We start from the raw sequence: 12,728 nt of genomic DNA, 5'->3' as shown, positions 1-12,728 counted from the left end.
GGGCTTCGAGCGGAGTCATTCCCCGTCGAGAAGCCGTCGTGCGAGCGTGTCGTCGAGGACGACGTCGGTGATCAGCCCCGCGCCGATGGCCGCTCTCAGCGAACCGGCCTTCGCAGCACCCGAGACCACGCAGATCCGGCGCGGCACGCGTCGCAGCCGATCCAGGCCGGGACCGGTGGAGCGCGCATTCAGGCGGATGTCGCGCCAGCTGCCGTCGGCGCGGAAGAACACCGTCGCGACATCGCCGATGACGCCGTCCTCCTCGAGACTCCTGTAGTCGTCGCGTCCGAGGTAGCCCCCGACGTACACCCGGCTGGGAACGTCGGCCTGAGGGGAGCCGAGCCCGAAGACCGCGATGTCCATCTTCGACTGGAAGGCGAGGACGCGCCGGGTGCTGCGTTCGCGCCACATCGCGTCCCTGGTGTCCGGGCTGTCGAAGAAGGCGGGCACCGGGAACTGCTCCACCTGCGCGCCGAACGCGTGCCCGAAGCGCTGCAGGATGTCGCTCGAGTACTCCAGGCCGCTCGTCTGGGTGTTCCCCGCGCCGTTGAGCTGCACGAATGTCGTGCCGTGGGTGTCCTTCTGCATCAGCGATCGGCTGACAGTGCTTATCGTCGAGCCCCAGGCGACGCCGACCACCATGTTCGACTCGACGAACTGCGACAGCAGACGCCCGGCGGTGAGCGCGACCCGTTCGAGACGCTCCACCTCGCTGACGCGCTCGGGAACAGGGGCGATGTGGGCGGTGACGCCGTGTCGTTCGCTGAATCGCTGCTCCAGCATCCCGAGTCTCTCGAGGGGCGAATGGATGCGGATGTCGACGAGACCGACTTCGCGGGCGAAGCCGAGCAGACGTGACACCGACGATCGCGAGGTGCCCAGCTCTCGGGCGATGACCTCCATGGTCTGATCCTGCATGTAGTACAGCTGCGCCGCAGTGAGGGCGGCGATCAACTTGCGGTCTCGCGCGTTGCGGGTCGTCATGCTGTCCTCCGGCGACGATTCTTGCACATATGTGCATTCGGCTTGCACATCCAGCGCAGCGGGTCGATGCTGAAGGCAACCAGAGAAGAGAGGTCGAAGATGATCGAGTCGACACACTCCTCGCGGGAGCGAGAGCAGGTACGGGCCGTTCGCGAGTCGGGGCGCACGACCGTCCTCGTCATCGGTGCGGGCATCAACGGCATCGCCACCTTCCGCGACCTGGCCCTGCAGGGCGTGGACGTGCTGCTGGTCGAGCGGGGTGACTTCGCATCGGGTGCGTCCTCAGCCTCCAGCCACATGATCCATGGCGGCATCCGCTACCTCGAGAACGGAGAGTTCCGTCTCGTGCGGGAATCCGTTCAGGAGCGCAACGGACTGCTCAAGATCGCCCCGCACTACGTCAAGCCGCTGCAGACGACCATCCCGATCTACTCGACGTTCTCGGGGATACTCTCGGCCCCGCTGCGCTTCCTCACCCACCGCAGCGGCAAGCCTCAGGAGCGCGGCGCGTTCCTCATCAAGGTCGGCCTGACCATCTACGACACGTTCTCGCGGGACGGCGGGGTCGTGCCCAGGCACCGCTTCCTGGGGCGCAGGCGATCGCTGGCCGAACTGCCCTCACTCGATCCAGGCATCAAGTACACGGCGACCTACTACGACGCCTCCATGCACGACCCGGAGCGACTCGCGCTGGATGTCCTGCAGGACGGCCGGGCCGCCCACCCCGGCGCCATCGCACTCAACTACGTCGAGGCGGCAGGCCGCTCGGGCGACGGAGTCCTGCTCCGCGACCTCGAGTCCGGCACGGAGTTCACGGTGTCCGCCGATGTGGTCGTCAACGCCTCGGGGCCGTGGACCGACCTCACCAACGAAGCGCTCGGTGAGGACACGCGCTTCATGGGCGGCACGAAGGGCTCGCACATCGTGCTGGATCACCCTGAGCTGCTCGACGCCACCGGGGGGCGGGAGATCTTCTTCGAGCACTCCGACGGCCGCATCGTCCTCATCTACCCGCTCAAGGGCCGTGTGCTCGTCGGCACCACCGACATCGATGCGGATCCTCGCGAGAACCCGGTCTGCACAGACGAGGAGATCGACTACTTCTTCGAGCTCATCCATCACGTGTTCCCCTCGATCCCGGTGTCGCGTGATCAGATCGTGTACACCTTCTCGGGCATCCGCCCCCTCCCCCGCCACGAGGACACCGCTCCCGGCTTCGTCTCGCGCGACTACCGGATCGAGGTGGACAAGGCGGGCCGCGTTCCCCTGGTCAGCCTCGTCGGGGGCAAGTGGACGACCTTCCGCGCGCTCGGCGAGTCGCTGTCGGACGTGGTGCTCGGGCTGATCGGCCGCACCCGCTCCGTCTCGACCGTTGGCCGGGCGATCGGCGGCGGCGAGGGCTTCCCGCGCACGGCTCGCGCGCGACACAGCTGGGTGGAGCAGAACCTCTCAGGCGCGGGCGAACGCGCAGAGCGCCTGCTCACCCGGTACGGCACCCGCGCGGCGCAGGTGTGGGGATTCATCCAGGACGGCGACGACGCTCCGCTCGCGGGCGGCGACCTCTCGACGCGGGAGCTCGCCTGGATGATCGAGCACGAGCACGCGGTCCGGCTTCAGGACGTCGTCCTGCGCCGCACCAGCCTCGCCTTCACCGGCGACGTCGACATCGATGTCCTCACGGAGCTGGCGGATGCCATGGCTCCCCTGCTGGGCTGGGACGCCGCCCGTCGCGACGCCGAGCTCGAGGGCGCACGCACCCTGCTCAACGACCGGCACGGTCTCGAGCTTCCCGCTCTTCCGTCACACCTCGAAGGCTGAACGACCCCGTCGTCCTCCTCACGACGTATTTCACTCACTGCACGGGCTTGGGGAGAGCACGTGCGCACGAAAGGTCAAAGAAGACATGACTGATGTCAATCTCGGGCTGTACTTCCTCTCCGAGTTCGTCGGAACCGCGATGCTCGTCCTGCTCGGATGCGGTGTCGTCGCGAACGTCGCACTCGCCAAGAACAAGGGCTACGCGGGCGGATTCCTCATGGTCAACTGGGGATGGGGCCTGGCAGTGTTCGCCGGTGTTCTCGCCTCGGCCTACTCCGGGGCCATCCTCAACCCCGCTGTCGGCATCGGCCTGCTGATCGCAGGCAAGATCACCTTCACCGCGTTCCTCGTCGCCACCGCCGCCGAGGTCCTCGGCGCCATCCTGGGTGCCATCGTCGTGTGGCTCGCCTACAAGCAGCACTTCGACGAGGAGCCCGAGGCCGCCAACAAGCTCGGCGTGTTCTCGACCGGTCCGGCCATCCGCTCCTACGGCTGGAACCTCATCACCGAGATCATCGGCACGTTCGTGCTGGTGTTCATCATCTTCGCGTTCGCCGACTACGGCGACATCGAGATCGGGACGCCCGGAGGCCTCGGACCGCTCACCGCCCTCCCCGTCGCCCTGCTGGTGGTCGGCATCGGCGCATCGCTCGGTGGTCCGACCGGGTACGCGATCAACCCCGCCCGCGACCTCGGTCCTCGCATCGCGCACGCGATCCTCCCGATCAAGGGCAAGGGATCGAGCGACTGGGCGTACTCGTGGGTGCCTGTCGTCGGCCCCCTCATCGGCGGCTCCCTCGCCGCGCTCGCCTCGCCGGCGCTGCTCAACCTCGTGACACTCGCCTGACCTGATTCAAAGGAGAAGCATCATGGCTGACTACATCATCGCAATCGATCAGGGCACCACCTCGAGCCGTGCCATCATCTTCGACCGCAAGGGCAGCATCATCGCCACCGGTCAGAAGGAGCACGAGCAGATCCTGCCCAAGGCGGGCTGGGTCGAGCACGACGCGTCGGAGATCTGGCGCAATGTGCAGGAGGTGATCGGCCTGGCCCTCAGCCGCGCCGATCTCACCCGCCACGACATCGCCGCGGTCGGCATCACCAACCAGCGCGAGACCGCGGTGGTCTGGGACAGGAACACCGGCGAGCCGGTCTACAACGCCATCGTCTGGCAGGACACCCGCACCCAGGAGATCGTCGACCGCCTCGCGGCCGACGGCGGCGTCGAGCGGTTCAAGCCGATCGTCGGCCTGCCGCTCGCGACCTACTTCTCGGGTACGAAGATCGCGTGGATCCTCGAGAACGTCGAGGGAGCCCGCGAGAAGGCCGAGGCAGGCGACCTGATGTTCGGCACCACGGACTGCTGGGTGCTCTGGAACCTCACCGGCGGCGTCGACGGCGGTGTGCACGCGACCGACGTGACCAACGCGTCGCGCACCATGTTCATGGATCTCGAGACACTCGAGTGGCGTGACGACATCCTCGAGGCATTCGGCGTGCCGCGCTCGATGATGCCGGAGATCCGCTCATCGTCCGAGGTGTACGGGGCCGCTGAGGACTCCTCGCTGCTGCGCGAGACCCCCATCGCGGGAATCCTGGGCGACCAGCAGGCCGCCACCTTCGGTCAGGCCGCGTTCGACAAGGGCGAGAGCAAGAACACCTACGGAACGGGCTGCTTCCTCATCTTCAACACCGGCGAGGAGGTCGTGCACTCCAAGAACGGTCTGCTCACCACCGTCGGATACAAGCTGGGCGACGGGCCGACGCACTACGCCCTCGAGGGTTCGATCGCGGTCACCGGTTCGCTGATCCAGTGGCTGCGGGACCAGCTCGGGATCATCGGATCTGCACCCGAGGTCGAAGACCTCGCGCGCCAGGTCGACGACAACGGCGGGGTGTACATCGTGCCGGCGTTCTCGGGTCTCTTCGCTCCCTACTGGCGCCCGGATGCCCGTGGCGCGATCGTGGGCCTGACCCGGTACTCGAACAGGAACCACATCGCGCGTGCGGCGCTCGAAGCGGTCGCCTTCCAGACGCGCGACGTGCTGGATGCCGTGAACGCGGATGCCGGGGTCGACCTCTCGGAGCTGAAGGTCGACGGCGGCATGGTCGCCAACGATGCCCTTATGCAGTTCCAGGCCGACGTCCTCGGGGTGCCGGTCGTCCGGCCCGTGGTCGCCGAGACCACCGCGCTCGGCGCGGCGTACGCCGCCGGGCTCGCGGTGGGCTTCTGGAGCGGACTCGACGACCTCTCCGCGAACTGGCAGGAGGACAAGCGCTGGGAGCCGACCATGGACGCTGCTGAGCGCGACCGTCTGCTCCGCCTGTGGCGCAAGGCCGTGTCGAAGTCGATGGACTGGGTCGACGACGACGTGAGGTGATCGCGGCTCTATGAGAGGGCGGGTTCGGAGCGCGTCTCCGGATCCGCCCTCTGCGTGTCAGCGGCGGTCATCCGCCGCGAGTCGTGCAACGAACGCGCGGGCGACCGCGCGCGGCGCGTGCTCATGCCAGATCAGATACTCCGCGCGCATCGGCCCGTCTTCGATGTCGACGGCCACGACGTCCGCAGACGAGCGGCTGACGACGCCGGGTGCGAGCAGGCACACGGCGAGTCCCGACGCAACGAGCCCGAGCAGGAGCTCGGCGGAGGCCGCCTCGAACGCGACATCGCGACCGAGGCCTGCTGTCGAGAACGCCAGATCGCCCTGTGCGCGCCCCGATGTGCCCGCCGGGAAGTCGGCGAAGGTATCTTTCGCGATGTCCTGCAGACGGATCCTCGCGCGGCCCGCGACCGGATGCGATGGCGGCAGGACCGCCACCAGTCGTTCGCGATCGAGCAGACGCCCCGACACGCCGGCCGGCTCGACGTCGGCGCGCAGGCCGAGGAACGCAGCATCCAGTTCGTCGCCGCGGACCGCGGCGACGAGGGATTCGCTGTTGCCCACCGTCAGCTCCACCCGCACCTCGGGGTGCTCTGCGCGGAATCCGGCGATGACAGCCGGGATATCCACCGCGGCGACCGTCGGGATGACCCCCAGCCTCAGGGTTCCGACGACGCGGCCCTCCGCGGCGGCGGCATCCTCCTTCGCCGCCGCCACTGCTGCGAGGGCCGTCCGCGCGTGCTGGAGGAATGCCAGGCCCGCCTCGGTGGGTCGCACGCTGCGGCTCGATCGGATGAAGAGGCGCTGACCGAGTTCGCGCTCGAGCGCAGCGATCTGATGGCTCAACGCGGACTGGGTGACGAAGCATCGCTCGGCCGCACGGGTGAAGCTCGCGACAGAGGCGACCTCGACGACATAGCGCAGCTGCTGCAGATCCACATAAGCATGATCTCAGTTCATTGTTCGTGTGAAAAGCATGCGTTGGACTCATGTCCGCCGATGACGCACGCTGAACACATGATCCCCCTGCGTGTTCTTCTCCTCACCGCCCTCGCGCCGATGGCCTGGGGCACGACGTATCTCGTGACGACCGAGCTGCTTCCCGCCGGGCACCCGCTGCTGGCGGGGCTTCTGCGGGCGCTGCCGGCGGGGGTGCTCGCGCTGGTCGCAGGAAGGGCCCTTCCTCGGGGCTCCTGGTGGTGGAAGGCGTCCGTTCTCGGGATCCTGAACATCAGCGCGTTCTTCCCCCTGCTCTTCATCGCCGCGGAGCGTTTGCCCGGCGGGGCCGCCGCCGCGATCGCCGGCGTTCAGCCCCTCATCATCATCGGCCTCGGCAGAATGGCGCTGCGCGAGCGCACGCGGGTGCTCGCCACCATCGCCGCCCTCGTCGGTGCGGGCGGCGTCACCCTCGTCGTCCTCGGCCCGAGCGCGCGACTCGACCCCGTCGGCGTGCTGGCCGCTCTGGGAGGCGTCGCGGCGACGGCATCCGGGGTCGTCCTCACCAAGCGCTGGGGCCGGCCCGCAGGCGTGGGCCCGGTCGCATACGCCGGCTGGCAGCTCTCCGCAGGCGGTCTGATGCTTCTGCCGCTGACGCTGCTGCTCGAACCGCTTCCGACACGAGTCGAACCGGGAGCGATCCTGGGCTACCTCTGGCTGGCGAGCGTCGGCGGCCTGCTCGCCTATGTGCTGTGGTTCCGCGGCATCCAGCAGCTTCCCGTCGCCGCGCCCGGCCTCCTCGCGCTGCTCTCCCCCGTCGTCGCCACGGTGCTCGGAGTCCTGGTCGCCGGCGAGACGTTCACCACCACTCAATCCATCGGCATCGCGACCGTGCTGGTCGCTCTGGTCGCCGGCCAGATGTTCACGCACCGCCGCGCCGAGCCAGCACGCCTCGATCCGCCACCCGCGCGCTCGCGAGAGCTCAGCCACACGGGCTGATGCGGATCAGCTCTTTCCGAAGAGCTTCTGGATCTCGGCGAGGTCGGCCTCGCTGGGCGCCGCCGTGCGACCGCCGAGTCCGAAGCCGGTTCCCGTCGGGGTGCTGCTCGCCGTCGCGAGCCCGGCGTTCTCGGCCGCGCGCTTGGCCGGGTTGCCCGATCGCGATCCGCCCTTGCCCTTGGCGCCCTTCTTGCCGCGCTTGCTCGACGCACCGGGCTTTCCCATCGGCCCCATGCCGGGGATCTGCGGGGTGCCGCCTCGCGCGACCGTCTTCATCATCTTCGCGGCCTGCTCGAAGCGCTGCACGAGCTGGTTGACGTCGGTGACGGTCATGCCGGATCCCTTGGCGATGCGCAGGCGTCGCGAGCCGTTGAGGACCTTCGGGTTGCGGCGCTCGCCGGGTGTCATGGAGCGGATGATCGCCTCGGTGCGGTCGATCTCGCGCTCGTCGAAGTCCTCGAGCTGCTGCTTCATCTGGCCCATGCCCGGCAGCATGCCGAGCATCTTCTTCATCGAGCCCATCTTCTTCATCTGCTGAAGCTGGTCGAGGAAGTCCTCGAGCGTGAAGGTCTCGTTGGCCAGCTTCTCGGCGACCTTGAGCGCCTCCTCCTCGTCGAAGGCGGCCTGCGCCTGCTCGATGAGGGTGAGGATGTCGCCGAGGTCGAGGATGCGGCTCGCCATGCGGTCGGGGTGGAACGACTCGAGGTCCTCGAGGTTCTCGCCCGTGGACGCGAAGATGATCGGACGTCCGGTGACGGACGCCACCGACAGCGCTGCACCACCGCGGGCGTCGCCGTCGAGCTTCGACAGGACCACTCCGGTGAAGTCGACGCCCTCCTGGAAGGCCTTCGCGGTGTTCACCGCATCCTGACCGATCATCGCGTCGATGACGAACAGCACCTCGTCGGGGCTGGTCGCCTTGCGGATGTCAGATGCCTGCTTCATCAACTCGGCGTCGACACCGAGGCGTCCCGCGGTGTCGATGATGACGACGTCGTGCTGGTGGCGGCGCGCGTAGTCGACGCCGTCCTTGGAGACGCGGATCGGGTCGCCGACGCCGTTGCCGGGCTCGGGAGCGTAGATCGTGGCTCCGGCACGCTCGGCGACGACCTGCAGCTGGTTCACCGCGTTCGGGCGCTGCAGGTCGGCGGCGACGAGCAGCGGCGTGTGCCCTTCGCCCTCGAGCTGCTTGGCCAGCTTGCCCGCGAACGTGGTCTTGCCCGAGCCCTGAAGGCCCGCGAGCATGATGACCGTGGGCGGGGTCTTGGCGAACTCGAGGCGACGCTGCTCGCCGCCGAGGATCGCGATGAGCTCTTCATTGACGATCTGCACGACCTGCTGCGCCGGGTTCAGCGCCTTGTTCACCTCGTCGCCGAGTGCGCGCTCGCGCACCTTGCCGGTGAAGTCCTTCACGACCTGCAGGGCGACGTCCGCGTCGAGCAGGGCGCGGCGGATCTCGCGGACGGTGCCGTCGACATCGGCGGGCGTCAGCTTGCCCTTCGTGCGCAGGTTGCGGAAGGTCTCGGTGAGCCGATCGGAGAGCGTGCCAAAGGTAGCCATGGTGCCTCCGATTCTACGCGAGCGGCGCCCCCACTCCGAGCGTCGCCCGCAGAGCATCCTTCGCGCGCTGGTATCGACCCCGTGCGGTGGACGCGCGGATCCCCAGCAGCTCGGCGGCTTCCGCGATGCTCAGACGATCCCAGTGCACCAGCCGGACCAGCTCGGCAAGCTCCGGATCGAGCCTCTCGATCGCGTCTCGCACCTCAGCGCCGTCGTCGGCCGCTGGCGACGTCGCCGACTCCCTGAGCTGCAGCCGGAGGCGGTCGGCGAGTGCCCACCGACGGCGCTGACCGCGGGCGTGGTTCAGCAGCGTGCCCCGAGCGATCCCGAACAGCCACATACGGGCACGCTCGGCATCGACGGGAAGCTCATCGACACGGCGCCAGGCGACAACCATCGTCTCCCCGAGCAGATCCGGGGCGTCATCCGCGCCGATCCTGCGCTCCAGATAGGCGAGCAGGTCGGTGGCCGAGGACTCGAGTGCACGGCTCAGGCGTGCGCCATCGTGGCGGCTCACTCGGCGCCCTCTCCGCCCCAGTCCTCGCCCTCGCAGTGCAGCTGGCTGTGCGATGTGGCCCCCGCGAGCCCGTGCTCGGAGTCGTAGCCGTGGGCCTTCAACTCGCTGTACATGGCCTCGCTCAGCGCCTGATCATGGGCCGTCCAGGCATTGAGGTCGGCGATGCGCGGATCCTTCGCGGCCTCCGCGTCCCGGGCGATCGACTCCTCGACCACGGCCAGTGACTGCGCCACGAACGGATCCGCCGCAGCCTCGACATCCGTCCGGGCGAACCAGTCGTCGATGATCCGGTTCACGTCGGCTTCGACGAACGGATCGGCGATGTCGTATCCGCTGTAGCGGATCTCGCACTGACCCCAGGTGGGCGAGACATACGAGTAGCTGCGCTCAGGGTTCTCGAGCCCCGGGCTCCAGATCCAGTCCGAGTTGGCCGCCGCGAAGCCTGCGCCGCCCACGAACACCAGGGCGAGTGCGCCGCCGAGCACGCTCACCCTCCGGCGCGACCGCTTCGGCGGGCGCGCGCTATCACGGGCATCCGCCACCATCTGCCGGATCGCCGCGTCGCGAGCATTCCCTCGATCAGCGAGCGCGGGCGCCGAACGGTCGAGCAGGTCGTCGAATGTGTCGGTCATGAGGTCCTCCTTCAGCGGGTCTCACTCATGACCTGTCCGGCCGGCGCCGAAACGTCCGCTCAACCCCAGGGAAGGTCGTGGATCGCGTGCAGCGCCTCGTCGAACTGGGCCTCGAGCGACGCCTGACCCGCTCCCTGCTCGGCCCACACCCGAACGGACGACAGCACGGCCGTCGCCAGTGCGGAGCCGAGGATATCGGCGCGGATCGCCTCGATTCCGGCGCTGCGCGCTGTCGCGGCGATTCCCGACGAGAGACGGGCGTGCCTCAGGCCCGTATCGCGCAGCAGTTCGGTCTCGACGCCCATCGCGCTGGCGTTGCGCAGCGCGAGCGCCAGCGGGTCGGGCGCGAGCTCGTGGAGCATCGGACGCAGGGCACCGCGCACCGCTGCGCCGTCGGCATCCGTCCCCAGGCGCGCCAGCGCGATCAGCGCCGCATCGATGCGCGCATCGAATCCTGACCACAGCACGTCGCTCTTCGATGAGAAGTAGTTGAAGAAGCTCGACCTGCTCACCCCGGCGCGACGCGTGATGTCCACGATCGACGTCGCCTCGTAGCCCTGCTCGAGGAACAGCTCGCACGCGGCCTCGGCGAGAGTCTCACGAGACGACGCTCGGGGACGCCCAGCGCGAGAAGCCGTGTTCATAGCGCTCAGCGTAGCCGCGCGTCGCATCCAAGCACCGCGCGAAGAGCGTATTGTGTAGCCAGGTTCGTTCTTGGACGCCATCCAACAATCGAGAGAAGCCCCCGATGCTCGACATCCAGACCCCCGGTCTCGCACCCGACTACGTGCCCTACCTCGACGGGTGGGAGCTGCAGCGCAGCATCCACCACGATGTCGTGGCAGGCACCAGGCCAGACACCCTTCTGCTGCTCGAGCACGAGGCGGTGTACACAGCCGGCACCCGCACCGAGGAGCATGAGCGCCCGCACGACGGCACGCCCGTCATAGACGTCGATCGAGGCGGCAAGATCACGTGGCATGGTCCGGGGCAGCTGGTCGGCTACCCGATCGTCCGGTTGCAGGAGCCGATCGACGTCGTGGCGCACGTGCGCCGACTGGAGCGAGTGCTCATCGGTATCCTGAAACCGCTCGGCGTAGACGGATACCAGGTCCGAGGGCGCAGCGGCGTCTGGGTGCGCCGCCCCCTCGGCGAGGACAAGGTCGCCGCGATCGGGGTCCGCGTGCAGCAGGGAGTGACGATGCACGGGTTTGCGATCAACTGCGACAACACCCTGGCCGGTTTCCGGGGGATCATCCCGTGCGGCATCACCGACGCAGGAGTCACGACCGTCAGCGAGGTCGCAGGGGCGCACGTGACCCCGTCCGACATCGTGCAGGCTGTCGCCGACGCCTTCACCGGCGAGTACGCGGCCGAGAACGAGGGAGTCGCCGCATGAGCGCCGCTCACCCCGATGGGCGAAAGCTGCTTCGTCTCGAGGTCCGGAACGCGGAGACCCCGATCGAGCGCAAGCCCGAGTGGATCAAGACCAAGGCCAAGATGGGCCCGGAGTACACCGCCCTGCAGTCGCTGGTCAAGACCGAGGATCTGCACACCGTCTGCCAGGAGGCGGGCTGCCCGAACATCTTCGAATGCTGGGAGGACCGCGAGGCGACCTTCCTCATCGGCGGATCGCAGTGCACCCGCCGGTGCGACTTCTGCCAGATCGACACGGGCAAGCCCGATGCCTACGACACGGACGAGCCGCGCCGCGTGGCCGAGAGCGTACAGCGCATGGGGCTGCGCTACGCGACCGTCACCAGCGTCGCCCGAGACGACCTGCCCGACACCGGCGCCTGGCTGAACGCCGAGACCGTCCGGCAGATCCACTCGATGAACCCGAACACCGGTGTCGAGCTGCTCGCGAACGAGCACAACGCCGACCCGGCGTTCCTGGGGCAGATCTTCGACGCGCGTCCCGAAGTCTTCGCGCACAACGTCGAGACGGTGCCCCGGATCTTCAAGCGCATCCGCCCGGCGTTCGCGTACGACCGCTCGCTCAATGTCATCACCCAGGGACACGAGGCCGGTCTCATCACGAAGTCGAACCTCATCCTCGGCATGGGCGAGGAGCCGGAGGAGGTCATCCAGGCCCTGCAGGATCTGCACGACGCCGGCTGCGACATCATCACGATCACGCAGTACCTGCGTCCGACGCCGCGTCACCTGCCGGTCGCTCGCTGGGTCAAGCCCGACGAGTTCGTCGAGTTCAAAGCCGAGGCAGAGCGCATCGGGTTCCTCGGCGTGCTGGCCGGTCCCCTGGTGCGCTCGTCATATCGCGCGGGTCGCCTGTGGGCGCAGTCGATGATCTCGAAGGGTCGAGAGATCCCGCGGCATCTGTCCCACATCGCCGAGAGCGCGGACCTCGGATTCGCCCAGGCCGTCTAGGGGCTAGTCAGCGCTGGTGACCGACTGCACCGAGCCGTCGGATGCCAGGTTGACCAGCAGCACCTCGTCGGTCTCGTCGGCATCAAGGGCGTACTCGAGCACCGCGAACGGCTCGGAGCCGCCGTGCTCGTCGGCGAGGATCGTCATGCTCGACAGCCGGAGCGACCGGATGATGTCGACCGCGGCGTCTCCGCTGACGTCGACGAGCACGTCCTCGAGATCGTCCCCGAACGCCTCCTGCTGCTGAAGGATGTACTCGGTCACCTCGCTGGTGCGGTCGTCCACCTCCGTCAGCATGGCACCACGCACCGTGGCATCCAGGTCCTCGAGCCCCGCGATCAGCGCGGCGGCGACGTCCAGAGCGGCGATCGACACGTCGTCCTGGTCGGGCGCGGTCAGATCGACGGTGACCGACTGGTCGCCGAAATCGACCCGCTCGGTCCAGAAGATGGCGCCGTCCGGCCCCGAGGAGAGGACCCCGAAATAGTCGTGTTCGATCGCCATATCGCT

Annotated in this window: 13 protein-coding genes; 6 read left to right on the top strand and 7 right to left on the bottom strand. The window is 68.3% G+C overall.

The window, feature by feature from the left end; genetic code table 11:
• Window positions 1-15 precede the first annotated feature (15 nt).
• Window positions 16-984 (bottom strand): sugar-binding transcriptional regulator, encoded by a 969-nt coding sequence (locus FVO59_RS13410; RefSeq protein WP_182253079.1) that lies wholly within the window; start codon window positions 982-984, stop codon window positions 16-18.
• A 99-nt stretch (window positions 985-1,083) separates the two neighbouring features.
• Here FVO59_RS13410 and FVO59_RS13405 point away from each other — a divergent pair, with 99 nt between their 5' ends.
• The 3 genes from FVO59_RS13405 to glpK all read left to right on the top strand — a co-directional run bounded on the left by FVO59_RS13405 (window position 1,084) and on the right by glpK (window position 5,186).
• Complete coding sequence (locus tag FVO59_RS13405; RefSeq protein WP_182253078.1) at window positions 1,084-2,802, top strand: glycerol-3-phosphate dehydrogenase/oxidase; 1,719 nt, start codon at window positions 1,084-1,086, stop codon at window positions 2,800-2,802.
• Window positions 2,803-2,887: 85 nt separating this feature from the next.
• Window positions 2,888-3,649: an MIP/aquaporin family protein gene (locus FVO59_RS13400; RefSeq protein WP_182253077.1), complete on the top strand. Its 762-nt coding sequence runs from the start codon at window positions 2,888-2,890 to the stop codon at window positions 3,647-3,649.
• A 22-nt stretch (window positions 3,650-3,671) separates the two neighbouring features.
• The gene (glpK, locus tag FVO59_RS13395) at window positions 3,672-5,186 is read left to right on the top strand and encodes a glycerol kinase GlpK (RefSeq protein WP_182253076.1); all 1,515 of its coding nucleotides are present in this window, start codon (window positions 3,672-3,674) and stop codon (window positions 5,184-5,186) included.
• Between the two features lie 57 nt (window positions 5,187-5,243).
• Here glpK and FVO59_RS13390 read toward each other — a convergent pair whose 3' ends face one another.
• A complete protein-coding gene (locus tag FVO59_RS13390) occupies window positions 5,244-6,125 on the bottom strand; it encodes a LysR family transcriptional regulator (RefSeq protein ID WP_182253075.1) in 882 nt (293 codons plus the stop codon).
• Between the two features lie 78 nt (window positions 6,126-6,203).
• On the opposite strand from FVO59_RS13390, the gene FVO59_RS13385 reads away from it, so the two are divergent.
• Window positions 6,204-7,121 (top strand): EamA family transporter, encoded by a 918-nt coding sequence (locus FVO59_RS13385; RefSeq protein ID WP_182253074.1) that lies wholly within the window; start codon window positions 6,204-6,206, stop codon window positions 7,119-7,121.
• Between the two features lie 6 nt (window positions 7,122-7,127).
• On the opposite strand, the gene ffh is transcribed toward FVO59_RS13385, so the two are convergent.
• From ffh to FVO59_RS13365, 4 genes are read right to left on the bottom strand one after another with little or no spacing between them, the layout of a single operon-like run.
• Window positions 7,128-8,681, bottom strand: a complete 1,554-nt coding sequence (gene ffh, locus FVO59_RS13380) for a signal recognition particle protein (protein WP_182253073.1) — start codon at window positions 8,679-8,681, stop codon at window positions 7,128-7,130.
• A 13-nt stretch (window positions 8,682-8,694) separates the two neighbouring features.
• Window positions 8,695-9,198 (bottom strand): RNA polymerase sigma factor, encoded by a 504-nt coding sequence (locus tag FVO59_RS13375; RefSeq protein WP_182253072.1) that lies wholly within the window; start codon window positions 9,196-9,198, stop codon window positions 8,695-8,697.
• Entirely contained in the window at window positions 9,195-9,830 is a 636-nt protein-coding gene (locus tag FVO59_RS13370; RefSeq protein ID WP_182253071.1) for a hypothetical protein, read from the bottom strand. Before FVO59_RS13370 ends, FVO59_RS13375 begins: the two co-directional genes overlap by 4 nt.
• A gap of 59 nt (window positions 9,831-9,889) precedes the next feature.
• A complete protein-coding gene (locus FVO59_RS13365) occupies window positions 9,890-10,474 on the bottom strand; it encodes a TetR/AcrR family transcriptional regulator (protein ID WP_182253070.1) in 585 nt (194 codons plus the stop codon).
• Window positions 10,475-10,524: 50 nt separating this feature from the next.
• Here FVO59_RS13365 and lipB point away from each other — a divergent pair, with 50 nt between their 5' ends.
• On the top strand, window positions 10,525-11,229 hold the full coding sequence (gene lipB, locus FVO59_RS13360; protein WP_259363243.1) for a lipoyl(octanoyl) transferase LipB: 705 nt from the start codon (window positions 10,525-10,527) through the stop codon (window positions 11,227-11,229).
• Window positions 11,226-12,218 carry a lipoyl synthase gene (gene lipA / locus FVO59_RS13355; RefSeq protein ID WP_182253068.1) on the top strand — a complete coding sequence of 331 codons (993 nt, stop codon included), beginning with the start codon at window positions 11,226-11,228 and terminating at the stop codon, window positions 12,216-12,218. The genes lipB and lipA overlap by 4 nt, the downstream gene beginning before the upstream one ends.
• A gap of 3 nt (window positions 12,219-12,221) precedes the next feature.
• Here the strand turns inward: lipA and FVO59_RS13350 are convergent, their stop codons facing one another.
• Window positions 12,222-12,722, bottom strand: a complete 501-nt coding sequence (locus tag FVO59_RS13350) for a DUF2004 domain-containing protein (RefSeq protein WP_182253067.1) — start codon at window positions 12,720-12,722, stop codon at window positions 12,222-12,224.
• Window positions 12,723-12,728: the final 6 nt, after the last annotated feature.

Origin of the sequence: Microbacterium esteraromaticum (assembly GCF_014084045.1) — a bacterium.
In the GTDB taxonomy this organism is placed as follows: domain Bacteria; phylum Actinomycetota; class Actinomycetes; order Actinomycetales; family Microbacteriaceae; genus Microbacterium; species Microbacterium esteraromaticum_D.
This window is presented reverse-complemented; position numbering and strand designations above follow the sequence as displayed.

Coding starts and splice junctions, on each gene's coding strand:
- FVO59_RS13405 (WP_182253078.1), top strand. CDS start 1,084: ATGATCGAGTCGACACACTCCTCGCGGGAGCGAGAGCAGGTACGGGCC.
- glpK (WP_182253076.1), top strand. CDS start 3,672: ATGGCTGACTACATCATCGCAATCGATCAGGGCACCACCTCGAGCCGT.
- FVO59_RS13410 (WP_182253079.1), bottom strand. CDS start 984: ATGACGACCCGCAACGCGCGAGACCGCAAGTTGATCGCCGCCCTCACT.
- FVO59_RS13350 (WP_182253067.1), bottom strand. CDS start 12,722: ATGGCGATCGAACACGACTATTTCGGGGTCCTCTCCTCGGGGCCGGAC.
- FVO59_RS13370 (WP_182253071.1), bottom strand. CDS start 9,830: ATGACCGACACATTCGACGACCTGCTCGACCGTTCGGCGCCCGCGCTC.
- FVO59_RS13365 (WP_182253070.1), bottom strand. CDS start 10,474: ATGAACACGGCTTCTCGCGCTGGGCGTCCCCGAGCGTCGTCTCGTGAG.
- FVO59_RS13400 (WP_182253077.1), top strand. CDS start 2,888: ATGACTGATGTCAATCTCGGGCTGTACTTCCTCTCCGAGTTCGTCGGA.
- lipA (WP_182253068.1), top strand. CDS start 11,226: ATGAGCGCCGCTCACCCCGATGGGCGAAAGCTGCTTCGTCTCGAGGTC.
- FVO59_RS13385 (WP_182253074.1), top strand. CDS start 6,204: ATGATCCCCCTGCGTGTTCTTCTCCTCACCGCCCTCGCGCCGATGGCC.
- ffh (WP_182253073.1), bottom strand. CDS start 8,681: ATGGCTACCTTTGGCACGCTCTCCGATCGGCTCACCGAGACCTTCCGC.